This is a genomic window from Bacillus inaquosorum KCTC 13429 (genome assembly GCF_000332645.1).
Taxonomy (GTDB): domain Bacteria; phylum Bacillota; class Bacilli; order Bacillales; family Bacillaceae; genus Bacillus; species Bacillus inaquosorum.
On the sequence record NZ_AMXN01000004.1, the window covers coordinates 39090 to 62477 of the forward strand.

Here is a 23388-nt window from a genome sequence, read left to right on the forward strand (position 1 = left end):
TGTCATGCACACAATTATGATTTTTTTCATATGCCCTCAGAGTCAAGAAGCTTTTTTGCAATTTCAGCAAATTTTTTTTGAAATTCCTGGTGAAGTTCCACGTGGCCAAACTTCTCAGCAGTCATACTGGATACGAGATCGCAAAGCGGCTTTCATGTTGTTCTTGCTTCGTAAATTAAACGATTAGAATATGTAATGATCAGAGTGGACATCTTGCCGAATTTGCCGCCTAATAGCTCTTGCACGGCCGCTGCTGCATTGAGTCGGGGTGTTCGCACGCTGAAAGAACATTTTTGTTCCTCCCAGAACGTTTTCCACTAGTAAGGTTTATTGTTTCGTTAGATTGTCTTATGCTTTGGCAAATAAAAAAACTTGGCGGGGGTAGCGCCAAGCTTTTTCGGATCTTGATCTGATAGAGGGGTTGGGGAACAGAGAGTAGCTTCTCTCTATAATTAAATGATAATGATTCTCAGTATCAATGTCAATCGTTTTTTGATATTTTTTTCAATTCATAAAAAAAACGGCCATTCAGCCGCTTAAATCAGTCCATCCTGTTCATATAAATAAGAATAAGGCAAGTCTATAAATAAATACATCTGATCATCCATCGGATACGAAAACGTTCTAATCATTTCACCTGTTTCCAAATCACTGTACAAATCACTGAAAAATCCTTTTCTGAGATTTCTCATTCTCATAATGTTCTCCAGAAAATAAGGTCGCCAGCTCCAGTTCTTTTCCGCATATTCCGGCTGGTAAACCCATTCTCCATCTTGTTTAAACACATTTCCCGTCAGCTGATCGCCTTCTTCATCACACATGTAAATTCTAAAGCTGCAATCTGTCAGCTCTTCCGCCAGCTTTTTAATAAAGTCATCATCAGAAGATAGATTGTTTTTTCGCAAAGACGTCACAGCCTGATGCACTCGTTTGTAAAACTGTTCAGAGTGCTCATAGACGGTTTCAAGCTTCTTTTTCTCATGTGTGATAAATTGGTGAAATTCAGTTTTAAGTCTTTGTTTCAATACATCTCTCTCTAGAAACGTTTCAGACGGAGACACCAAGTAATAGCCCTGAAAATAGCGGCCCCCGTTTCTCCAAGCGTATTGAAGCTGGAAGTTCGCCTCAATGTCTTCATACAGCAACGCCGCACCGATTTTTCTCGCTAATAAAGATATGCTGTACAGCACATGCTCATATGACGGTGATGGCTGTGATACTTTCAGCGCCTGCAAATCGATTTTCAACAGATCTGGTGAGAGCAGTGCGATTCTGTCCAAGTTGCTGCTTTCTTTTCCGATGTTATCAACTGCGATTTTAATTCCGTATGTACGATAGTAGGCAAGCATATGGTAGAGCTGCTCAATATCCCCTTCAAAATTGTGCTCTGTAATTTCAAGCACAAACCGATGGAGTTCGATTCCCTTTGCTTCATATTCTTTCAGAAGCTCCAGAAAGCTTTCACCATGATCAAGCATTAGGAGATTGGCATCCTGATTCATAAAAATCAGCAGATCAGAATCCGCTTCTAAAAAACGGTCCAGAGCCTGGCGGATAATTCTGTTATCAACCTCTAGTTTATATTCTTCGGGTATCCCTGCATCTAAAAAGAAAGGCCCGAGACTTTGGATTTCTGAATCTGCCAAAATTCGTCCGAGCACCTCATATCCGACGATCTTCTGTTCCTCGGCACTGAAAATCGCCTGGTAATATGGAAGGACATCATCAATGTTCGTTAAAATATCAAGTGGATCCAACATGTTATCACCTGCTTCTCTATCTTTGTCTGATTATACCACATTGAATCCATAGATTAATATGCTTTAAAACGGATAAGGATTCAGCCATTGCCCCCCATCCATTGTGATACAATCCCCGTTTATATAGGATGCTTCGTCAGAAAGCAAAAACGCGGCCAAAGAAGCGATTTCCTCCGGCGTGCCCAGCCGGCCCAGCGGTACACTGTTCATTGTGCGGGCCATCGCTTTTTCCGATTCAAAAAGCTTTTCCGCACCTCCTGTTCGTTCAATTGGGCCGGGTGCGATGGCGTTTGTTCGGATTCCGTATTGGCTTCCCCACTCAACGGCCAGCGTTCTTGTCAGTGACAATACCCCTGCTTTAGCCGCAGCGGAATGAACGACCCCCGCTCCCGCTCCCCAAGCGTATGTGGCGGCCATATTTAAAATGACGCCCTTCTGCTGCTGCTCGATCCAATGCTTTGCCGCGGCTTGGCTGCAAAAGAATGTGCCGTTTAAAACAATCTCAATGACGGCTTTCCATCCATTGGGCGTCAGCTTTTCTGCCGGACAAATAAAGTTTCCGGCCGCATTGTTAATCAGCGCGTCAAGCCGGCCAAAGGCTTTTATCGCTTCTGTAATCATTTCTGAAGCGGCCGAATCAGAACGGACATCCATTTGAAAACATGCGACCTGCCCCTCAAAGGTCTCAATTTCTCTTTTCGTTTCCTCAAGTGCTTCCTGGTTCCGCCCTGTCACCATGACGTACCAGCCTAATTCAGCCTGTTTTTTTGCCATTGCTTTTCCCATGCCGCTTGACCCGCCGGTAATGATAACCGCCTTTTTTTCCATGATTCTCCCTCCTGTTATGAATGAGTATTCATTCAATATTATTCTATCATTATATGCCTGCTTCTGTCAGTACATGCTGACATGAGATTTTTTTAAGATACAGATGATATAATAGAAAAACTCTATTAAAGGTTGGTTTGAAATGAAAAAGATGTCCAGAAGGCAATTTCTAAAAGGAATGTTCGGCGCTCTTGCCGCCGGGGCTTTAACGGCCGGCGGAGGATACGGCTATGCCAGATACCTGGAGCCGCATATGATTGAGACAACCGAACACACAATAAAAAGCTCTCTCATCCCGCATGGATTTGACGGTTTTAAAATCGTGCAGTTCAGTGATACGCACTTGAGTGATTATTTTACTCTTGAAGACTTAAAAACTGTCATTCTGACAATTAATGAATGTAAACCTGATCTCATTGTTTTTACCGGTGATATCATCGATAATCCTGATACGTATCTGCAACACCAGGCAGTGATTCCATTATTGAAAAAACTGAATGCGCCCTTCGGCAAGCTTTGTATTTACGGCAATCATGATCACGGAGGCTATGGAACTGCCGTATACAAAAGCCTGATGACAGCCGGCGGTTTTACAGTATACCGCAATGGCTATCAAACATTGTCGCTCACAGATGGCAGCGAAATCGAGATTGCATTTCTTGATGACTTAATGCTCGGAAACCCAGATTATGAAGGCATCCTATCAAGGCTAAGCGACAGACTTTTTTCCATTCTGCTCGTCCATGAACCTGATGCAGCCTTGAACACAACAAGCTATCCGGTGAATCTTCAGCTTTCCGGCCATACACACGGCGGCCAGATTCAGCTGCCTTTTTACGGACCGATTATTACGCCTCCCTATGGAAATGTCTACACAGAGGGAATGTATCAAACAGGCAGCACTCATATTTACGTAAATCGCGGCCTCGGGATGACCAGATTGCCTTTGCGGTTTCTGGCCAAACCTGAAATCACTGTCTTTACCTTAAAAAGCACAAATTAATGTAGCAGGATGGGCTCCTCATCAATACTTATAAGTAAAAAGAGAGGGTGAGGAAACTGCTTACGTACCAGGTGAAGCAAGGTGATACACTGAACAGCATCGCAGCTGATTTCAGAATCAGCACCGCTGCATTAATTCAGGCTAATCCGTCACTGCAGGCAGGGATCACTGCGGGACAACGCATTGTCATACCCGGTCTGCCAGACCCCAATACGATTCCGTATCATATCGCAGTCTCAATCGGAGCGAAGACCCTTACGCTGTTCCAAAATAATCGGGTAATGAAAACCTATCCCATCGCCGTAGGTAAAATACTGACGCAAACGCCCACTGGCGAGTTTTACATTATTAACCGCCAGCCCAATCCCGGTGGCCCATTTGGCGCTTATTGGCTAAGCCTTTCAAAGCAGCACTACGGAATACACGGGACGAATAATCCCGCTTCGATTGGCAAGGCTGTTTCTAAAGGCTGCATTCGCATGCATAACAAAGACGTGATCGAACTCGCTTCAATTGTGCCAAACGGAACAAGAGTCACCATTAACCGGTAATGTTTTCTTATTTGTTTCAAAAACAGGCGGTTTATAATATGATAAAGTGGGACCTTTAGGGTAAGGAGCGTTTTTATGGATATATTTAAAAATCGTAATTTTGTTCGTCTATTTTTCGCAGCACTCGCTTCTCAAATGGGCACGACAGTAGGCAACATGGCATTTGCTTTTTTCTTGCTGGACCGCTTCAGCAGCCAGCCTTCATATACGACCTTGGCGGAGCTGATGTATTCTCTTCCTACCGTATTTGTATTTCTGATCGTGGGAGTCGTCGCGGACCGTTTTGACAGAAAAAAGGTCGCGGAAAACTGTGATTGGATCAGAGCCGGCCTGACTGTCGTTCTTTTTTTCACTTTATTTACCGGCAATATTCCTCTTGTTTTCTGTATTTTATTTGTCAGAAGCGCTGTAACGAAGTTTTTCTTTCCGGCAGAAAACAGTTTGGTACAAGCTATCTTGCCGAAGGAGCATTATGCGAAAGCAGCAGGGCTTAACCAGATGCTTTTTAGTATTTTTATGGTGTTCGGAGTCGGAATAGGCGCTGTTATGTACAACACAATTGGAATTGAAGGCGCCATTATTCTTGATTTTGTCAGCTTTATCATTTCCGGGCTGCTGATCCGCAGCTGCCGGATTCCGAAAGAAGCCCGACAGCCAAACGGTGCATTCAGCTGGAGAAAAGCTTCTGTTAAAGATTCAATAAATGATTTTAGGGAAGGCATTCTCTATATTTTAAAAAACAAACTGCTGGCATCTCTTATTTTCGGTTTCTTCATATTTGGATTTGTCAACGGAGGATTCGCCGTATTGCCGATGTTTACAATGAAATACGGATTGGCGCCTGACCGTTATGAGTGGCATACATCTGTATTTACGATCGCACTCGGGTTTGGGCTGCTGGCTGGAAGTGTAATAGGCACGATCATCTCTAAAAAAGTGAAGCCGCACTTTTTAATGTCGATACCGATTTTCATTGCAGGCTTGCTGATTTTCATCCTCGGCTACACGAATGTTTTATGGGTGTATTACGCGGCAGCTTTTGCCCTGGGAATGTGCATCGGACCGATCAACATTGCAATCGGAGGATGGATGCCAAAGATTGTTCATCCAAAGCTGATGGGACGTGTAAGCGGCTTGCAGGACCCTTTTATGATGTTTGCACAGTCTTTGACACTCGGCTTAGTTGCGCTGTTATTCCCTAAGTTCGTTTCAAACATTGATTATCTTTATTACGGCATGGGCATTATCATCCTGCTTGTTTTTATTTTTTATTTTGTTGCACTGCCAAAATACAGTGCACAGGCTGCGGAAGTGAATGTTCAGGAAGCATTTCAAGAGCAGCCGAAGAAGAAAGTAAGATCTGTATAATATACGTTAAAAATGCGCTTTTTTCCTCAGAAAAAAGCGCATTTTTACATTCAATATTTGCATTTCAACTTTAAAAAAGTATAATCTAATCATATAGAATTTGATAAGAGCAAAGGAGAGAAATAATGGACGACCATGCATATACGAAAGATCTGCAGCCAACCGTAGAAAATCTTTCAAAAGCAGTTTACACTGTGAACCGCCATGCAAAAACCGCCCCCAACCCTAAATACCTATATCTGCTGAAAAAACGGGCTTTGCAAAAGCTTGTCAAAGAAGGTAAAGGAAAGAAAATAGGGCTTCATTTTTCAAAAAATCCAAGGTTCAGCCAACAGCAATCGGACGTGCTTATCTCAATCGGAGACTACTATTTTCACATGCCTCCAACTAAAGAAGACTTCGAACATCTTCCGCATTTAGGTACACTTAATCAATCGTACCGAAATCCTAAAGCTCATATGTCTTTAACAAAAGCGAAACACCTATTGCAAGAATATGTCGGCATGAAAGAAAAGCCGCTTGTGCCAAATCGCCAGCAGCCAGCTTATCATAAACCTGTCTTTAAAAAACTTGGCGAGAGTTACTTTTAAAATAAAAACAGCCGTGCCCCTTCAGGCACCGGCTGTTTTTATTTATTCAATCACATACGTATCCACTTTTTTAATCAAATCACTGATCTCAGGCTTGCTGATTTGCTCATCTGCGCCAACGACTTCTCCACGGTGACGCAAATCATCCGTAATTAATGATGAGAAAATCATAACTGGCACGTCTGAGCTTTTCGGATTTTCCTTCAGGAGCTTTGTGAGCCTGTGCCCGTCCATTTTTGGCATTTCAATATCAGTGATGATCATATCAATCTGTTTTGATAAATCAGTTTCGTTTTCAGCAAGGTTCATAATGTAGTCATATGCCTCTTTTCCGTTTTCAAACGAAGAGATATTGTTGTACCCTGCTTCTTTTAATTCATCCTGCAAGAGGCGCATCAAGAGCGGTGAGTCCTCTACAATGATAAGCTTTTTATCAGTTCTTCTTTCATCGAAGCCCTCGGTATGCATATTGTACGTTTCCACACCTGAGTCTGATTCGATGTCATAAATAATTTTTTCATAGTCAGGCAAAAAGATCATCAGGTCTTCGAGCTTAATAATTCCGGTAAGGTGCCGCTCCATTCCTTGATTTAACGATGTCGGCTTTTCAATTGATTCCCAAGACACTCGGTGAATTTGAGAAACAGATCCGACATGAAAAACAATTTTCCGTTTATTAAATTCAGTCACGATATATTTCTCGTCTTTTGATCCGTCAGGCTCAACTCCAAAAAATGAGAAGAGGCTGATCACAGGAAGAATTTCTCCTCTGAGCTTAATCATTCCTTCTACATGCTGATGGGAGTGAGGCACTGATGTCACCTCGACTGGCTGAATAATTTCCCTTACCTTCATAACGTTAATTCCGAAAGCATTATCGCCCACGCCAAACTTCACAATTTCTAATTCATTTGTACCAGAATCCAATAAAATTTCGTATTGTTGTAACGACAATTCAATCCCTCGCTATTCGCATTCAGTATTGTACTGTATATATCGGCGTAAATTGTAAAAAGTGAATGGCATGGCACTTCAAAATCGGATTCTGGGAGCGTTACGCCGCGATTCTCAAAAAAAGAAACTTTTTTCCTAATAACCATTGACTTTCCAACTAACAGTGATAAAATAGTCAAGGATTTTTCCAAAGAAGGGTGTAAATAATGGGTACCTTAGTAATATTTAAAGAAAATGAAATGACTGTTTTAGAAGATATCAGTGAAGAGACTTATCTGCATATGAAGAAAGAATCAGCTGACCTTCAAGAAGAGCATCCCCCGTATATGATTTGGCACGAAGACCTTCATTTTGATTATGGTTATTAATGAAATTGGCACATATAAACAATAATAGAACATGATACAATAAAGACAATCAAATCGCTGGTTGTCTTCTTTTTTTCTGAAAAGAAAGGTATGTTTAGAAAATAGGCGCATACAATCGAAATATATCGGCTAAACAGGTGACAAATGATCAGCTAGTGGTAAAATAGGATAAACTCATTATATTTGTTAAGGTGATGAATTATGGAACATTTGCTGAATCCGAAAGCAAGAGAGATTGAAATTTCAGGAATACGCAAATTCTCAAATCTTGTAGCTCAACACGAAGATGTCATTTCACTTACAATCGGCCAGCCTGATTTTTTCACGCCGCATCACGTGAAAGCTGCCGCAAAAAAAGCCATTGATGAAAACGTGACGTCATATACGCCGAACGCCGGCTACCTCGAGCTGAGACAAGCTGTGCAGCTTTATATGAAGAAAAAGGCGGATTTCAACTATGATGCTGAATCTGAAATCATCATCACAACAGGCGCAAGCCAAGCCATTGATGCTGCATTCCGGACAATTTTATCTCCCGGTGATGAAGTGATTATGCCAGGCCCGATTTATCCAGGCTATGAACCTATTATCAATTTGTGCGGCGCCAAGCCTGTCATTGTTGATACTACGTCACACGGCTTTAAGCTTACTGCCCGGCTGATTGAAGATGCTCTGACTCCTAACACCAAGTGTGTGGTGCTTCCTTATCCGTCAAATCCTACCGGCGTGACTTTATCTGAAGAAGAGCTGAAAAGCATCGCCGCCCTTTTAAAAGGCAGAAATGTATTCGTATTGTCTGATGAAATATACAGTGAATTAACATATGACAGACCGCATTACTCTATCGCAACCCATTTGCGGGATCAAACGATTGTCATTAACGGCTTGTCAAAATCACACAGCATGACCGGATGGAGAATTGGATTTTTATTTGCACCGAAAGACATTGCAAAGCACATTTTAAAGGTTCATCAATACAATGTGTCATGTGCGTCTTCGATTTCCCAAAAAGCCGCGCTTGAAGCTGTGACAAACGGCTTTGATGACGCCCTGATTATGAGGGAGCAATACAAAAAACGTCTGGACTATGTGTATGACCGTCTTGTTTCCATGGGACTTGACGTTGTAAAACCGTCTGGCGCGTTTTATATTTTCCCTTCTATTAAATCATTTGGAATGTCTTCATTTGATTTTAGTATGGCTCTTTTGGAAGATGCTGGTGTGGCACTCGTGCCAGGCAGCTCGTTCTCAAAGTATGGTGAAGGATATGTGAGGCTGTCTTTCGCATACTCGCTGGACACGCTAAGAGAAGGCCTGGACCGTTTAGAATTATTTGTATTAAAAAAACGGGAATCAATGCAGACGATAAACAACGGCGTTTAAGCCGTTGTTTTATTTTTTGGGAAATGAAATTTTAAACGCTGTGCCTTTTTCGGGATGGCTGTCTACATGGATGACTCCCTGATGATTTTCAATAATATTAAATGTCACCATCAGTCCAAGCCCCGTGCCTTTTTCTTTTGTCGTTAAAAATGGTTCTCCAATCCGGTTCAGCACCTTTTCAGGTATGCCTTCCCCTTCATCTTTGACAGTGACATGAACAGAATGCTCATCCTCCGTTATGATAATGTCTACTGTTCCCCCGTCAGGCATTGATTCAACTGCATTTTTAATTAAATTAATGAATACCTGCTTTAATTGGTTTTGATCTCCGTTTATATAAATGCTGTCTTTTTCATAACTGGTTCTGATAAAAATGCCATTCAAATTTGCCTGCGTTTCTAACAGGGCCGATACCTCACCAATTAATTTTTTCAAGTTCAAATATTCTTTAACGGCATTTTGCTGGGGTTTTGCCAGCATTAGCAGTTCACTGAGTATTAATTCGATGCGGCTGAGTTCAGAAAATACAATATCAAAGTAGTGGTCATTCCCTTCCATTGTCGGTTTCATCAGCTGCAAAAATCCTTTGATCGCTGTCAGCGGGTTGCGGATTTCATGGGCGATTCCCGCCGCAAGCTGACCTGCGATTGATAGTTTTTCCGATTTTAGCATCAATTCTTCTGTTTGTTTTCTCTCTGAAATGTCCCGAAGAATGACTTGGACAGCCGCTTCACCAAAAAAGGTCGTCGGAATGCAGACCATCTCCGTATAGATGACCCTGTTCTGGAAGGTGAACCAGGATTGCTTGACAATTTCTGACTCTGTTTTTTGCTCGGCGATGTTTCGGATTCTCTCTTTTACATCCTCGTGATCGCAAGGATGCAGCTGATCGTATATGTTTTTGCCAATTAAATCCTCATAGGTAGCCGCTTCAAACAGTGAAATTCCCGACTCATTCATAAATACCCATTTGCCATTATGAATCACCGCAATGGTATCGATTGAATTTTGAATCAGCAGCTGATATCGTTCACGGCTTTTTTGCAGGATGGTTTGGAATTTTTTCCTTGAAGAGATGTCGATCAGCAGCAGCAGTTCAGCCTGCTGGTTTTTGTAGACGGTCGGGGACGCTTTCACTTCTAAATGAACAGGTGTGCCATCAAGCCTTTTCCACGTCTGTTCGATCATTCCGACTTCCATTCCTTTTTGCATTCGTATAATCCTGTTTCTGACGATATCATGATATTCTTCTTCAATAAATTCATAGGACCATTTTCCAATAATAGCATCCTTGCTTTTCGCTCCCAGCATTGAAAGCATCGCGCTGTTTACATAGACGATCTTACCTTTGACACTGATGCATAGCGGACTCGGGAGATTTTCAACTAACCGTTCATAATCATCCGTTATATATGTAGTCGATTCCGGGCTTGCAGGCTCGATTTCATGTTTTTCGCAGTTTAGGGATTGATGGCCTGTTTCTTCTTCAAGAACCTTCATTTTCAAAATGATTTCGCGTTCTGTCCGCTCAGCTCTTGTCGTAACGATTTCTACCGCAGCCTCCACCCACACAATCGTGTGATCTTTTTTAATAAAACGAAAGGTGCACGGCATCAGATGATGTTCATTATAAAAATAGCTTTCAACTAAAAATTGGTCTTCCTCATGCAGAAACGTTTTGAGGAATGATCCAATCATCTCTCCTTGGAGATAGCCCAAATGCAGTTTAGAGTTGGCAGATATATAAATGATGCGTCCATTAGAGGCCAAGACTGCATGAATATCGGTTTTTGTTTGAAATGGTTTAACATGCTGCGTATCCTGTTCCACAGAATCCCTCCTTTGCATGATCATCGTGTTTCGATATATACAGATTGACTTTTACCTAGTATGATTCGCTAGAAAATGAGTATTCTCCTTCTATTCTTATGTTGATCGTCAATTTTTGAATAAAAGAAAGGGCACACAATCTTTCAGATGTGCACCCTCTTTTTTATTTTTTGCTATGTTTCTTTTCGAGCTCTGCGTAGGCGTGTATAGCTCTTTTGGCAATAATTTTATTGATCTTATCATCATCATCTACTGATGGAACAACAACACTAAAAGCCACTTTTGGATTTTTCGACGGGTAATAGCCGACAAAAGTCAGATTGTATGTTTTTTTCCCCCACCAGTTGCGATTCGTGCCGTAGTAAAATGTTTCCGCTGTTCCCGTTTTCCCTGATACATCTTCTGTAAACGTATTTTTAGCTGTCCCTGAGGTTGTAACGAGCTTCATTCCGGTCTTTACTTGCTGGATGTCACTTTCTGAGTTGTTAATTTTATTGAGAATGTTTGGCTTTCTTTGTTCAATGGTCTTCCCAAGGCCCTCTTTATTGCTGGGCTCATGAACACTTGTAACAATTCTTGGCTGAATACGGTAGCCCCCATTGGCAATGGAAGAGATGTACTGCGCCATTTGAAGGGGGGTATATGTATCGTATTGTCCAATGGCCAAGTCTAAAATTAACCCCCCCACCGCATCAGGTGTAGTTTGCATGCCGGCTGATTCCTGCGGAAGATCAATACCTGTCTTTACACCCAGGCCAAATTGGCTGTAGTAATTTCTCATTTTGTTCAAATCCTTCTGGTCAGCGGGAAGAGGTCCATGCGGCTTGTATGTAACACCGGCAATATGCATGGCGACATTAAACATGTATACGTTTGAGCTTTTTTGCAGTGCGGTTAATTCGTTAATAGTTCCCATATTCATATAGGACTTCTTAGGCTTGTTACCGTTTCCTGCAAAATAAAGAGGTGTATCCACAAAATATTTATAATGCGGAATCCCGTCCTGATAGCCGGCAAGTACGGTGGCACCCTTCACTGCCGAACCCATTTCATATTGGGTCGTAAATGCGCCTATCGCATAATCTTGAATTTTGTTTGTTTCTAAATCTATCTTTTTTCCCGCCATCGATAAAATATCGCCGTTATTCGGGTCCATCATCACGACAAAGGCTCTGTCAAGCATATAGTTCCCACGTGCACGGCTGTTTCTCACTTCTTCTTCAATGATCTTTTCCACTTTTGCTTGGAGCTCCATGTCGAAAGAAAGCTGAAGATCGTATCCCCTGCTGCCTTTGTCAATGGTTTTTTGGCTGACGACATTTCCTTTATTGTCTACTACGTATTGCACTTTTTCTTTATGCGAATTTAAGTAGTCCTCATATTGATACTCTAAATAACTTTTTCCCACCCTGTCATTATTCGCATAGCCTCTAGTTAAGTAGAAATCTTTCCGGTCGCTCAGCAGGCCCTGATCAGGTGTCGTGACGCCCCCGAACACGGAATAGAGGGTTTTGTCATAAGGATATTTTCGTGTCCAATCGTTGACGATATCGATTCCAGGAAGCTCCTCTAAATGCTCAGAAACAATTGAAATTTCATCATATGTTAAGTCATTTTTTGGCCGTTGCGTGGAGCTTTTCTTCTCATCAAGCAGCGTCCCGTTTTTTCCATTGCTATTGCTTTCATTTGGATTCATCGCTTTTACAATTTGAGGTTCGTAAGCATTTCCACTTGAAAACCTTGTATATATCGCAGCGGTTTCCATTTCTTCGTCATCTTGCTGAATAGCCTTCAATTCTTCATCCGGAACACGCTCAACCTGGAGCTTGTAAGCCTGGTCCCCTTTCAGGTTGCTTTCCGATTCCTTTAGCAGAGCGGCAGCTTTTTTCGGATGAGATGCAATCCAGTAATCACGCAAATCTCTTTCCTTCAAAAATTCAGTATCAATATGAATGAAAGCAGCAAGCCGCTTCGCTGTTTTGATTTTATCTTCTGTTTTTGTGCTCAATGTTGAAACATATACAATTTCAGGCACGCTCTGGTTATCGACAGCTACTTTCTGGTTTCTGTCGTACATCTTCCCTCGCGGCGCCGGATAGTACGCTGTTTTTGCATTTGCTTTCTCAGCGTCTTCTTCATGCTGTTCGCCTTCAACAATTTGAACAACGCCAAGCTTAAAGATTAATGCAGTGAATAGAACAAAGACAGCAAGGAAAAAAAAGTTCATTCTAATTGCCCGGTTTCCTTTGCGCTTTTTCTTTGGTTCACGCCCTATTTCAGTCACTTCTGGTTACCCCTCTCAAATCATTCAATATATTTACATATACTGAGATTAATTGTAACACCTTTGTAACAGTTGTTACAGCAAAAAGGGATAAAAAAAGCTGTCAATATAAAAACACATTAAAATATAACTAACGATTCAAATAAAAGGAAGCTATGTAACTGTACGATAATATTATGAAATGCAGCTGATTCCCTTCTTCTCAGCGGTTCAGCGCATATTGGTTACGAAAATGACAATCTCTCATTGTCAAAGGAAAGTGATGGATACTTTATGACAAAAAAGCTATGTTATGATTTTTTTTGTAGAAACAAACAACTCTAGGAGGTTATGAACTAATGAAGAAAGCATTTATTTTATCTGCTGCCGCTGCGGTTGGATTATTCACATTCGGGGGCGTACAGCAAGCATCAGCGAAAGAACTCTCCTGCCAGCATGTGGTAACAGTAAAAACGGGGAACACTGTGCAAAACATGCCCCTTAACGATGCAGTGAAAAAACTGCATATGAAAACAAATATCAAAACATTAGACGCTGCAAACGAAAAAGAGATCAAGCAGCTTCTTCAAAAATATGCGAAGCAATCTAACATGAACATTCAGGATGTTCAAAAGACTGAAACTGCAAAACCTGCGCAAAAGTCTGCTGAAAAAGCAGCTGCTGAAAAAAACACTGCTTCTAAAGCACCAGCTGCTACTGAACAAAACACTGCTTCTAAAGCACCTGAAGCTGAAAAAACAAACACAACTACATCTGCGCCTTCATCTGTAAGCGCATATGAGAAAAAAGTTGTTGAGCTTACAAATGCAGAAAGACAAAAACAAGGCTTAAAACCGCTTCAAATTGATGAAACGTTAAGCAAATCTGCACGCGCAAAATCTCAGGACATGAAGGACAAAAACTACTTTGATCACCAAAGCCCAACTTACGGCTCACCGTTTGATATGATGAAATCTTTCGGAATCAGCTACAAAACAGCAGGTGAAAACATTGCTAAGGGCCAAAAGACACCAGAAGAAGTAGTAAAAGCTTGGATGAACAGTGAAGGACACAGAAAAAACATTCTAAACCCTAACTTTACTCACATCGGTGTAGGCTACGTTGAGTCTGGAAGCATCTGGACACAGCAATTCATCGGAAAATAATAAAAAATATCCTGTACGATACAGGTAATCTTCAGCTTGTAGAAAAAACCATGTTTTTTCTGCAAGCTTTTTTTGATTTATACATTTTCATACACCAATTGATCTGTTTCTAGAAACAGAAAAAAAGCACCTACATATCTGACCCTGCTTGGCTAGGTGTATGGCAATCTTCTTCATATTCGGGTGCGCGGCTGCGAGGAGAACTTGTTCGCTCACATTCCGTTTTCCCTGAAACAGACAAACGATTTTGTCTCCATACATGCGGGGTGATTTACATGATGGCCTTTGCGGTCAGTTGTTGAATGCGTAAATGTGCTGGTTCAGACAAATGCACCTGTCTTTTTTACTGTCGTAATGAAATTTCCATTGTGGAAACAAACTTCAGGGCAGGATGATAGCGCCTATAAGTGTTTTCACCAAAGATATCACAGTCAGATAATCCTTTAGAGATTGGGGTCGTTAAGTAACAAGATTCGAAAGCGACGGCGACAGCCTAAGGAGCAAAGGATAGCTCCTTTTTCATTATTTTGTTAACTTTAGTTTTCCTAATTTGTTACATTCTAAGGCAAACCACACTATTCCATCATTATCGCATCCAATGCCATGAGGTTCAGCATTAGGTGTGTTGATTGTATATTCTTCAATTGTTTGATCACTTGTCAGCCTTCCTATTTTATTTGCCCCCCATTCGGTAAACCATAAATCAGATTTCACTCCTGCAGCGATAGCGTGGGGACGTGCATTTGGTGTAGGGATGTCATATTCAGTTATTTCACCAGAAACCGTAATCTTACCTACCTTATTACCCATGATTTCTACAAACCAAAGCGCATCGTCATGCCCCTTTGTAATCCCTATTGGTCCTGATGCTGGTGTAGGAATTGGATATTCCGTTAACTCTCCTGATTCGGTTATTTTGCCGATAGCATTGTTCTGGTTTTCAGTGAACCAAAGTGACTGATCCGAACCCAACGTAATAAAAGAAGGGTATGATCCTTCATTAAGCAGTTCGTATTCATGAATCTTGCCCTCTGATGTCAATTTACCTATACGATTTCCATTCATCTCAGTAAACCAGATATCGCCGTTTGGACCTTCCGTAATCCCATATGGGGCTGAATTTGGATGTGGCAAAGGATATTCTATGAATTGCCCTTTTGTTGTCAGTTTTCCTATCTTATTAGCTCTATTTTCTGTAAACCAAATATCTCCTTTTGAAGACATCGCTAAACACATGACTCCAGCATCAGGTGTCGGAACAGTATACTCTTGAATTTGTCCCTTCTTATCAATACAACTAATCTTGTTTGCCTTATGTTGAGTAAACCATACCATTCCTTCGTGTGAAACTGCTATCCCATAGGGACCTGAATCAGAATGAAGAATATTTATTTCTTGCTGTTCAAACTTCATATCAATTCCCCCATCAATAATAATCTACAAAAAAAGCCTCCTATACTCACTTTTCTGAGATAGGAGGCAATGCTTACATTCATACCTAAATAGGCTTCACTTCAAAGCCGCTTTAGTCAGTATAAATAAAGAACATTACCCCATAATCCTATCTCAGAAAATGAATCAATAAACAAAACAAATAAGCATTCAGATCATCGGAAAAATAGTACTGAAGTTAAATGTATAGGTTAAGCTATTGATTCTTTCTTAAAGCTAGGGTTATAGAATCATGTTCTTATTTTCACCCTTCCGTTTTATGTTAAGGCAACAGTAAAATACTGTCTTAGTTTTGTCAACTGCTAAAAATAAAAAAACAATGTATGCAGGAGATGATGATATTTTTCTCCCCCAAAAAAAGGCGCATGATCGAAAGAAGTGTGCTTTTCGAACAAAAATAAAATAATGCGGATCAGTGACAGCAGCATTGTAAATCGTATGCCTTAAGTTGTAAAAAGAGTAAAAACACGATTGAATTAAAAAAGAGAAGGATAAATCCTTCTCAGAACGAATATCAAATAAGGCTCACAGCCTGAAGGCATGCAATCTTTTTTATTTCACCCATAGCTTATATATACTTTGTGTTCCGCTGTTTTCTTCGCCTTGTGCAGCGAGCTTGTCATATAAGGATTTCGCAAGCGACAAGCCTGGCATTTCTTCCCCCATTAATTCCGCTTCCTCAAGCGCAATTCCCATATCTTTAATAAAATGTTTCACATAAAAACCTGGTTCAAAGTTGCCTTGAAGCATACGGGGAGCAAGATTTGACAATGACCAGCTTCCGGCTGCGCCCGTTGTGATGCTTTTCAGGACATTTTCCGGCTGCAGGCCTGATTTTTGAGCATAGGCCATCGCTTCAGCAACACCGATCATACCAGCTGCGATTGCAATCTGATTACACATCTTGGTATGCTGGCCGCTTCCAGCCGGTCCTTGATACTGAATGTTTTCTCCCATTAAAGAGAAAATCGGCAGGCAGGCTTCAAATGCTTCTTTTTCTCCGCCGACCATAATCGCGAGAGTTCCGTTTTGTGCACCGATATCTCCGCCGGAAACAGGGGCATCTAAAGCGAACAATGCTTTTTCTTTGGCCGCTTCAGCAATCTTCTTCGCAAGCGAAGGTTTAGATGTCGTCATATCAATGAGATATGCGCCTTCTTTTGCATTTTCAATAATTCCGCTGCTTCCGAAATACACTTCTTCAACATCACTGGGATAGCCGACCATTGTAATGATAACATCCGCTTCTTTTGAAAGATCTTTGACCGTTTCTTTCCATACCGCGCCTTTTTCAAGTATGCTGTCTGCTTTTTCTTTTGTCCGGGTGTACACCAATACAGGATGGCCGTCTTTCAGAATATGTGATGCCATGCTTTTTCCCATCACTCCAAGACCGATAAAACCAATTGTTTTTTTCAAGGTCATTCCTCCCAGATGCTTTGTTTGATTTTAGTTAAAATTTATCATTTTTCCTTCATTTTCTAGACTACCATATCTATTCATCATATAGTAGACTCTTAAAATGAAAAATCCCCAAAACATATCATGTTTTGGGGATTTGATTGGATTACAATTTGAATTTCTGAATTGTGTTCATAAGCTCTTGGCTTGCATGTTTTAACGTTTCCGTTGAGTGTTTGACTTTATCAAGGGTAATCAGCTGTTCATCGGTTGATGCGTTCACTTCCTCTGCTGCAGCGGCCGATTCCTGTGATATGGCTGATATGCTTTGAATCGCTTCAGAAATTGCGAGCTGTTCATCACTCATTCTTTGAATTTCTTCGTAAATGTGATCAATGCCTTGTACCAGCGATTGCATTTCTGCGGTTATCGTGTTTAATACCTCTCCAGTCTCATGAATGGCACTGTTTTGTTCATCATTCATTCTGCTTGCCTCAACCATTGCGTGAGAGGCCTCTTTTGTCTCAAGCTGGATAAGCTTCACAGTCTCGCTGATATGCTTTGTAGAAAGTGCTGATTGCTCAGCAAGCTTCCGCACTTCATCGGCTACAACGGCAAAGCCGCGTCCGCTTTCTCCGGCTCTGGCTGCCTCAATGCTGGCATTTAAGGCAAGCAAGTTGGTCTGGTCAGAAATATTCGAAATGGCTGTAACGACCTCTTCAATATTCTTTGTTTGATTTTCCAGATCAAGCAGCATCGTTTCAACCTTTTTTGTTTCCATGTTGGCTTCGTTTGACTTCATCAATAGCTGGCCGAGCGCGTCAAGTCCTTTATAGCTTGCATCCTCAGATGATTTTGAGCGCTCTTTAATTCCGCCCGCCTCCTCAGCGATTTGTCTGATTTTAGTTGACAGGCTTTCTGATTTTTCATTAATGGTCTCAACTTCAGAAGCCTGTTCTGATGCTCCTGCGGCTACTTCTTCAATTGCTTTTGCAATTTGTCCGCTTGTTTCATTTGTTTCCGCAGAGACAGCCGTTAATTGCTCAGAGGTATCAGATACTTTCCCTGAAGAGAGTCTTACTTGTTCAACCATTTCCTTCATATTTTCAACCATTTGGTTAAAGTCTCTTGTTAAAATACCGACTTCATCCTTGGATTTTGATTCAGCATGAACGGTTAAATCGCCTTCGGAGACTGCCTTCGTTTTTGCGATCAGCTGCTGTATCGGGCCGGTTATCGTTTTGGCCAGGAAATAGCTGAGAATTATCGTTGCGACAAGCGCGATCAGTGATATCCAAAGGTTCGCCCGATTCATTTTATCTGAAATCCACATTAATTTATCAGTATCAAATTGTGTTCCGACTTTCCAGCCCGTTTCACCAATCGTTTGGTACACAACCATTTTCCCATTTTCATCCTGTATCCCTTTTTTCTCAGATGCAATGGTTTTCAATGATTGATCCTTTGATATATTTTTTCCTTGGTTTGACGGGTGGGCTAAAAGATTGCCGCTTGCATCAGCTAAAAAGGCAAATCCATTGTAAGGCACCTTTTGCTTATTGACCATGCTCTGGATAGCAGAAAGTTTCAAATCGTAGCTGGCAACCCCTATCACTTTCTGCCCGTCAAGTACCGCTTTCGATGCAGTGACAATCATGTCTCCTGTCACGACATCTTTATAGGGTTCCGTCCAAACGACTTGATCCGGAGTTTCAGCTGCAAGCTTATACCATGGTCTTGATGTCGGGTCATAATCATCAGCAAAGTCGGCTTTCGGATATGTAAACATTTCTTTTTTTGCGGTGCCTATGTAAGCCATCGCAACATAATCATCGTTATCTTTGATTTGTTTAATGTCATCATTAAACAGCCGAGAAGCTTCTTTACTTGATTTCGTGACAAATGTATGAGTTAATTCTCCATTAGCCAATCTTGTTAACGAAATGGCATAACTCTTTAATTGCAATTCAATATTTTGTTCAAGTGACTGTGTCACGTTTTGAGTTGTATTTTTCCCATCCTCTGTAATCATTGGTTTTAGCGTCAGATAAGAAGACAGCATTAAAAGAACAACTGTGACGATTAACATGATCGAAACAAAAACAGCAATCTTCATGTGAAGTTTTTTAAACAAACCAATCCCCTCCTAATTTCTATATCGGCCCTTTCATTTGAAAAATGAATAATAAAAAAATAAATTATATGAAAACCGGAATATATTTACTAAAAATTCAATCTTATTTATAATAAAACACATAAGGAGGGCGATGATCATACTAAAACAAATGTACGTGCACACCGGCAGAAAATTTGAGGCTCTGACCATTCGAAACTATTCAGAGGCTGACATAAAGGGGCTGATCTCACTTCAAAGAGAATGTTTCCCCCCTCCGTTTTCTCAGGAATTGCTGTGGTCAGAGGAACAGCTTGCAAGCCATATCAAAACCTTTCCGGAAGGGGCTTTATGCGCGCTGGTCAATGGCAGAATAGTTGGTTCTATGACTGCCCTTATCGTACATTTTAAGCCAGAGTCTCCTGACCATACATGGGCGCAGGCAACAGACAACGGATCTATTAATAATCATGATCCTCATGGAAATACTTTATATGTAGTGGATATTTCCGTTTCTCCTCATTATCGAAAGCTTGGAATCGGAAAATGGTTGATGAACACGATGTATGAGCTGACTGTTGACAAGCGGCTGGAGCGCCTGCTCGGCGGCGGGCGCATTCCTTTTTATCATAAATACGCAGACGAGATCAGCGCTGTACAATACGTTGAAGATGTGATGGAGGGCAGGAAAAAAGACCCTGTGCTGTCCTTTCTCCTGCATTGCGGCCGTTCTCCGATTCGTGTAGTCAGCAATTATTTAGAGGATGAAGAATCATTGAATTTCGGCGTTTTGATGGAATGGAAAAATCCTTTTTATAAAAAAGCGAGCTGTTCGTCACAACAGCCCTTTAAGTGAAATATTCGATTTTCGCATTTGGGAAATAAGTATCAATATAGGATTCAAGCGCTTCCCGAAGTGCATGCTCTTCATCTTTCTGATAAATATATTTTCCGATCCCGTAACGGCCCCATTTATAACGCCGCTTTTCTTCATCTAATTCGAGCTTCGTCTTTGGATAATTCTTCTCAATGACTCGTTTCGCCGGTTTTGTAAAACGGTGCTGAATTAATTCAAAAGTAATATCATGTCTGACATCTTGCGGCAAAGCGGCATCAAGTTTTTCAAACAGATGTTTGTATCCTTCTTCCCAGCCTTCATGAATATAAATCGGCGCAACAATAAAGCCTAGCGGATACCCTGCTTTTGCAACTTTTACCGCCGCTTCTATCCGCTTATCAAGAGGTGAGGTTCCCGGCTCAAAATTTTTAATCACGTAGTCGGCATTAATGCTGAATCTGAATCTCGTTTTCCCGTTATGCTTTGCATCTAGTAGGTGATCGACATGATGAAATTTCGTTACAAATCTGAGCTTTCCGAGCTCACTTTGTCCAAAATGTTCAATGGCGCGCTTCAGCGTGTGTGTCAGATGATCGATTCCTACAATGTCTGACGTACATGAAGCTTCGAACCTTGTGAACTCTGGTGCGCGCTCCTTCATATACTTATCTGCCTGGTCCAATATCTCTTCGACGTTTACATAGGTTCTGATATACGGCTTTGATCCCATGGTTGTTTGCAGGTAGCAGTAATGGCAGTGCCCCATGCAGCCTGTTGCAAACGGAATGGCATATTCAGCCGAGGGTTTAGAAGAATCAAACTTTAATGTTTTCCTGACACCGATAACTAAAGTTGACTTCGCATTACGATACTGCTGAAGATGATTTTTTCCAGGAATATTACGCACCTGATTGTGGGATGTCGTTTCTCTGATTTCAATGCCCATTTTTTCAAATTTATCTTGTAATTCTTGAGCCAGCGGATATTCCAGCGCTCTCGGTTCTATATACACAAGCTGCGGAACAAATGGGTTCTGCATGATGCCACATCCTTTTCCTTTACTAACGTTACTTTTCTCATAAGGCGGAAAGGATATGAGTTGTAATGATTTCCTTGTTACTCATACGGATCGATATCAAATAGTTCTTTGTAAAGTGATTTAGCTTCTTCATAGCTTGCAAACACAGCATCGTCCTCTGCAAACGGATGATAGGTTTCATAAATAAACAGGGAAAGCTCACCTTCATGGTATGGGTGGTGCACAATTTCAGCTTCCTTTATGTGGGCAACATTGGCGGCGTGCGGATTTCTGTAGATCACGTAAACTGTATCTCCTGCGTTAAATTGGTTTGACATACTATCCCTCCTAGCCATGTTATTGTGCCCTCCTATACCCTTACTTATGAAAAAAACCAGACAGGCCGGAGGCCGTCTGGTTTTTGTACATTACTTGAATGTTTCTTTTACGAACGCGACAACTTCTTCTGTCGTGCTCATAGATAAAATTTTCTCTTTGAATGACTCAGCTTCTTGTTTAGACAATTTGCTGATTTGTGTTCTTGCCGGAAGGATAGACGTTGCACTCATTGAGAACTCATCTAAGCCTAAGCCGAGAAGGATCGGAATCGCAATCTCGTCTCCTGCCATTTCTCCGCACATGCCAACCCATTTTCCTTCTTTGTGTGCTGCTTCAATTACGAGTGTAATTAAGCGAAGGATTGCCGGGTTGTATGGCTGATACAGGTAAGATACACGTTCATTCATACGGTCAGCTGCCATCGTGTATTGGATCAAATCATTTGTTCCAATACTGAAGAAATCAACTTCTTTAGCAAACTGATCAGCGATGACTGCAGTTGACGGAATTTCAACCATCATACCGACTTCAATATCGTCAGATACAGCCTGTCCCGCTTTTACAAGCTTTTCTTTCTCTTCAAGAAGGATCGCTTTTGCTTCTTTGAATTCGTTAACTGTCGCAATCATAGGGAACATGATTTTCAGGTTTCCGTATGTACTTGCACGAAGCAGTGCGCGAAGCTGTGTTCTGAAGATTTCTTGCTCTTCAAGGCAAAGACGAATCGCTCTGTATCCCAAGAACGGGTTCATTTCTTTAGGAAGCTGCAGGTAAGGAAGCTCTTTGTCTCCGCCGATATCAAGTGTCCGTACGACAACTGATTTTCCTTCCATACGCTCAAGAACCGTTTTGTAAGCATCAAACTGCTCATCTTCTGTAGGCAGCTGATCTCTTCCCATGTAAAGGAATTCTGTACGGTAAAGGCCAACTGCTTCTCCGCCGTTTTCAAGAACGCCTTTCACATCATCAGGAGTACCGATATTCGCTGCAAGCTCTACATGATGACCGTCTTTTGAGACAGTCGGTTCATTGACCAGCTTCGCCCACTCAGCTTTTTGAGCCAAATAAGCGTTATGTTTTTCTTCATACTCTTTTACAGTTTCTGCAGAAGGATCGATAATGACATCGCCATTAATACCGTCAACGATAACAGTCACGCCGTTTTGGATCGTGCCTGTAGCCGCTTTCGTACCAACAACTGCAGGAATCTCAAGAGAACGCGCCATGATGGCAGAGTGAGATGTGCGTCCGCCGATATCAGTTGTGAATCCTTTTACGAACTCACGGTTTAATTGAGCTGTATCAGACGGTGTTAAGTCTTCAGCTATAATAATAACCTCTTCTGAGATCATGCTTGGGTTTGGAATTTCGACGCCAAGCAGGTGGCCGGTTACGCGTTTTGTTACATCGCGGATATCTGCCGCACGCTCTTTCATATATTCGTTGTCCATTGATTCAAACATGGAAACGAACATAGAAGACGTTTCTTTTAAAGCGAATTCAGCGTTCACTGAATCAGTGCTGATTTTTTCTTTCACAGGGTTTAGAAGCTCAGGATCACTGAGAACTAAAAGGTGAGCAGAAAAAATATCAGCTTTATCCTGACCAAGTTCTTTTAAAGCGTGCTCTTTGATTTTTTCGAGCTCTTCTTTTGAACGTGCAATCGCTTTATCAAAACGGCTTACTTCCGCTTCAGAATCAGAGATGTTTTTCTTTTCAACCGTTAAATCTGGCTCTTCAAGCCGGTACGCTTTGGCAATCGCGATGCCGGCTGAAGCGCCAATCCCTTTTAATTCTTGCATTACTCGCCGAGTCCTTCGCTTTTCATTGTTTCTTCTAGAGCGTTAAGAGCATCGTTTTCGTCAGCGCCAGTAGCAGAGATTGTGATCTCAGCGCCTTTAGCAATACCTAGAGACATAACACCCATGATAGATTTAAGGTTAACTGTTTTGCCGTTATATTCTAAATTAACGTCAGCGTCGTATTTGCTTGCAGTTTGTACAAGAACTGTCGCAGGACGAGCGTGGATTCCAGAATCTGCAGTTACTTTAAATGTTTTTTGTGCCATTTTTATCATTCTCCTTTTAACTTAAAGCTATATTACTTCACAATATTATATCATACAGCCGTACTTGTCATCTGACAAGCACAGCGTACTAACAC

20 protein-coding genes and 1 pseudogene are annotated in these 23388 nt (G+C 41.4%); 8 read left to right on the top strand and 13 right to left on the bottom strand.

What is annotated here, in order from left to right; all coding sequences use genetic code 11:
- Positions 1 to 92: 92 nt before the first annotated feature.
- The 3 genes and pseudogenes from BSI_RS23210 to fadH form a co-directional block, all read right to left on the bottom strand.
- A pseudogene (locus BSI_RS23210) lies at positions 93 to 278 on the bottom strand (manganese catalase family protein); the annotation flags it as partial.
- A gap of 258 nt (positions 279 to 536) precedes the next feature.
- Positions 537 to 1760: an EAL domain-containing protein gene (locus BSI_RS10500; protein WP_003238927.1), complete on the bottom strand. Its 1224-nt coding sequence runs from the start codon at positions 1758 to 1760 to the stop codon at positions 537 to 539.
- A 63-nt stretch (positions 1761 to 1823) separates the two neighbouring features.
- Positions 1824 to 2588 (bottom strand): 2,4-dienoyl-CoA reductase, encoded by a 765-nt coding sequence (gene fadH, locus BSI_RS10495; RefSeq protein WP_003238930.1) that lies wholly within the window; start codon positions 2586 to 2588, stop codon positions 1824 to 1826.
- A gap of 142 nt (positions 2589 to 2730) precedes the next feature.
- Between fadH and BSI_RS10490 the strand changes: the two genes are divergently transcribed.
- From BSI_RS10490 to BSI_RS10475, 4 genes are all read left to right on the top strand, one after another.
- Positions 2731 to 3591: a metallophosphoesterase gene (locus BSI_RS10490; RefSeq protein ID WP_003238932.1), complete on the top strand. Its 861-nt coding sequence runs from the start codon at positions 2731 to 2733 to the stop codon at positions 3589 to 3591.
- A gap of 56 nt (positions 3592 to 3647) precedes the next feature.
- Positions 3648 to 4142, top strand: coding sequence for a L,D-transpeptidase family protein (locus tag BSI_RS10485; protein ID WP_080030847.1), 495 nt, complete (start codon positions 3648 to 3650; stop codon positions 4140 to 4142).
- A gap of 75 nt (positions 4143 to 4217) precedes the next feature.
- Complete coding sequence (locus BSI_RS10480; protein WP_003238936.1) at positions 4218 to 5510, top strand: MFS transporter; 1293 nt, start codon at positions 4218 to 4220, stop codon at positions 5508 to 5510.
- Positions 5511 to 5635: 125 nt separating this feature from the next.
- The gene (locus BSI_RS10475) at positions 5636 to 6100 is read left to right on the top strand and encodes a YkyB family protein (RefSeq protein ID WP_003238939.1); all 465 of its coding nucleotides are present in this window, start codon (positions 5636 to 5638) and stop codon (positions 6098 to 6100) included.
- A gap of 42 nt (positions 6101 to 6142) precedes the next feature.
- Here the strand turns inward: BSI_RS10475 and cheV are convergent, their stop codons facing one another.
- Positions 6143 to 7054 (bottom strand): chemotaxis protein CheV, encoded by a 912-nt coding sequence (gene cheV / locus BSI_RS10470; RefSeq protein ID WP_032732103.1) that lies wholly within the window; start codon positions 7052 to 7054, stop codon positions 6143 to 6145.
- A gap of 206 nt (positions 7055 to 7260) precedes the next feature.
- Between cheV and BSI_RS10465 the strand changes: the two genes are divergently transcribed.
- Entirely contained in the window at positions 7261 to 7422 is a 162-nt protein-coding gene (locus BSI_RS10465) for a protein YkzT (RefSeq protein ID WP_003238943.1), read from the top strand.
- A 201-nt stretch (positions 7423 to 7623) separates the two neighbouring features.
- The gene (locus tag BSI_RS10460; protein WP_003238945.1) at positions 7624 to 8805 is read left to right on the top strand and encodes an aminotransferase A; all 1182 of its coding nucleotides are present in this window, start codon (positions 7624 to 7626) and stop codon (positions 8803 to 8805) included.
- A gap of 9 nt (positions 8806 to 8814) precedes the next feature.
- Here the strand turns inward: BSI_RS10460 and kinA are convergent, their stop codons facing one another.
- Both kinA and BSI_RS10450 read right to left on the bottom strand, forming a co-directional pair.
- Positions 8815 to 10635: a sporulation histidine kinase KinA gene (kinA, locus tag BSI_RS10455; RefSeq protein ID WP_003238947.1), complete on the bottom strand. Its 1821-nt coding sequence runs from the start codon at positions 10633 to 10635 to the stop codon at positions 8815 to 8817.
- Between the two features lie 163 nt (positions 10636 to 10798).
- A complete protein-coding gene (locus tag BSI_RS10450; protein ID WP_003238949.1) occupies positions 10799 to 12919 on the bottom strand; it encodes a peptidoglycan D,D-transpeptidase FtsI family protein in 2121 nt (706 codons plus the stop codon).
- A 338-nt stretch (positions 12920 to 13257) separates the two neighbouring features.
- On the opposite strand from BSI_RS10450, the gene BSI_RS10445 reads away from it, so the two are divergent.
- Entirely contained in the window at positions 13258 to 14064 is an 807-nt protein-coding gene (locus BSI_RS10445; RefSeq protein WP_003238951.1) for a CAP domain-containing protein, read from the top strand.
- 522 nt (positions 14065 to 14586) lie between these two features.
- Here the strand turns inward: BSI_RS10445 and BSI_RS10440 are convergent.
- The 3 genes from BSI_RS10440 to mcpC all read right to left on the bottom strand — a co-directional run bounded on the left by BSI_RS10440 (position 14587) and on the right by mcpC (position 19051).
- A complete protein-coding gene (locus BSI_RS10440; protein ID WP_003238953.1) occupies positions 14587 to 15477 on the bottom strand; it encodes a Vgb family protein in 891 nt (296 codons plus the stop codon).
- Between the two features lie 591 nt (positions 15478 to 16068).
- Positions 16069 to 16935, bottom strand: a complete 867-nt coding sequence (locus BSI_RS10435) for an NAD(P)-dependent oxidoreductase (protein ID WP_003238955.1) — start codon at positions 16933 to 16935, stop codon at positions 16069 to 16071.
- Positions 16936 to 17083: 148 nt separating this feature from the next.
- Positions 17084 to 19051, bottom strand: coding sequence for a methyl-accepting chemotaxis protein McpC (gene mcpC / locus BSI_RS10430; RefSeq protein ID WP_003238956.1), 1968 nt, complete (start codon positions 19049 to 19051; stop codon positions 17084 to 17086).
- 133 nt (positions 19052 to 19184) lie between these two features.
- On the opposite strand from mcpC, the gene BSI_RS10425 reads away from it, so the two are divergent.
- Complete coding sequence (locus BSI_RS10425; RefSeq protein ID WP_003238957.1) at positions 19185 to 19886, top strand: GNAT family N-acetyltransferase; 702 nt, start codon at positions 19185 to 19187, stop codon at positions 19884 to 19886.
- On the opposite strand, the gene splB is transcribed toward BSI_RS10425, so the two are convergent.
- The 4 genes from splB to BSI_RS10405 form a co-directional block, all read right to left on the bottom strand.
- The gene (splB, locus tag BSI_RS10420) at positions 19879 to 20907 is read right to left on the bottom strand and encodes a spore photoproduct lyase (protein WP_003238958.1); all 1029 of its coding nucleotides are present in this window, start codon (positions 20905 to 20907) and stop codon (positions 19879 to 19881) included. The two genes, BSI_RS10425 and splB, sit on opposite strands and share 8 nt — an antisense overlap.
- A gap of 77 nt (positions 20908 to 20984) precedes the next feature.
- Positions 20985 to 21224 (bottom strand): splAB operon transcriptional regulator SplA, encoded by a 240-nt coding sequence (gene splA, locus BSI_RS10415; protein ID WP_003218644.1) that lies wholly within the window; start codon positions 21222 to 21224, stop codon positions 20985 to 20987.
- Positions 21225 to 21314: 90 nt separating this feature from the next.
- Positions 21315 to 23027, bottom strand: coding sequence for a phosphoenolpyruvate--protein phosphotransferase (gene ptsP / locus BSI_RS10410; RefSeq protein ID WP_003238959.1), 1713 nt, complete (start codon positions 23025 to 23027; stop codon positions 21315 to 21317).
- Positions 23027 to 23293 (bottom strand): phosphocarrier protein HPr, encoded by a 267-nt coding sequence (locus tag BSI_RS10405; RefSeq protein ID WP_003218637.1) that lies wholly within the window; start codon positions 23291 to 23293, stop codon positions 23027 to 23029. Before BSI_RS10405 ends, ptsP begins: the two co-directional genes overlap by 1 nt.
- Positions 23294 to 23388: the final 95 nt, after the last annotated feature.

Coding starts and splice junctions, on each gene's coding strand:
- BSI_RS10500 (WP_003238927.1), bottom strand. CDS start 1,760: ATGTTGGATCCACTTGATATTTTAACGAACATTGATGATGTCCTTCCA.
- fadH (WP_003238930.1), bottom strand. CDS start 2,588: ATGGAAAAAAAGGCGGTTATCATTACCGGCGGGTCAAGCGGCATGGGA.
- BSI_RS10490 (WP_003238932.1), top strand. CDS start 2,731: ATGAAAAAGATGTCCAGAAGGCAATTTCTAAAAGGAATGTTCGGCGCT.
- BSI_RS10480 (WP_003238936.1), top strand. CDS start 4,218: ATGGATATATTTAAAAATCGTAATTTTGTTCGTCTATTTTTCGCAGCA.
- BSI_RS10475 (WP_003238939.1), top strand. CDS start 5,636: ATGGACGACCATGCATATACGAAAGATCTGCAGCCAACCGTAGAAAAT.
- BSI_RS10465 (WP_003238943.1), top strand. CDS start 7,261: ATGGGTACCTTAGTAATATTTAAAGAAAATGAAATGACTGTTTTAGAA.
- BSI_RS10460 (WP_003238945.1), top strand. CDS start 7,624: ATGGAACATTTGCTGAATCCGAAAGCAAGAGAGATTGAAATTTCAGGA.
- BSI_RS10445 (WP_003238951.1), top strand. CDS start 13,258: ATGAAGAAAGCATTTATTTTATCTGCTGCCGCTGCGGTTGGATTATTC.
- BSI_RS10440 (WP_003238953.1), bottom strand. CDS start 15,477: ATGAAGTTTGAACAGCAAGAAATAAATATTCTTCATTCTGATTCAGGT.
- BSI_RS10425 (WP_003238957.1), top strand. CDS start 19,185: ATGATCATACTAAAACAAATGTACGTGCACACCGGCAGAAAATTTGAG.
- splB (WP_003238958.1), bottom strand. CDS start 20,907: ATGCAGAACCCATTTGTTCCGCAGCTTGTGTATATAGAACCGAGAGCG.
- splA (WP_003218644.1), bottom strand. CDS start 21,224: ATGTCAAACCAATTTAACGCAGGAGATACAGTTTACGTGATCTACAGA.
- ptsP (WP_003238959.1), bottom strand. CDS start 23,027: ATGCAAGAATTAAAAGGGATTGGCGCTTCAGCCGGCATCGCGATTGCC.
- BSI_RS10405 (WP_003218637.1), bottom strand. CDS start 23,293: ATGGCACAAAAAACATTTAAAGTAACTGCAGATTCTGGAATCCACGCT.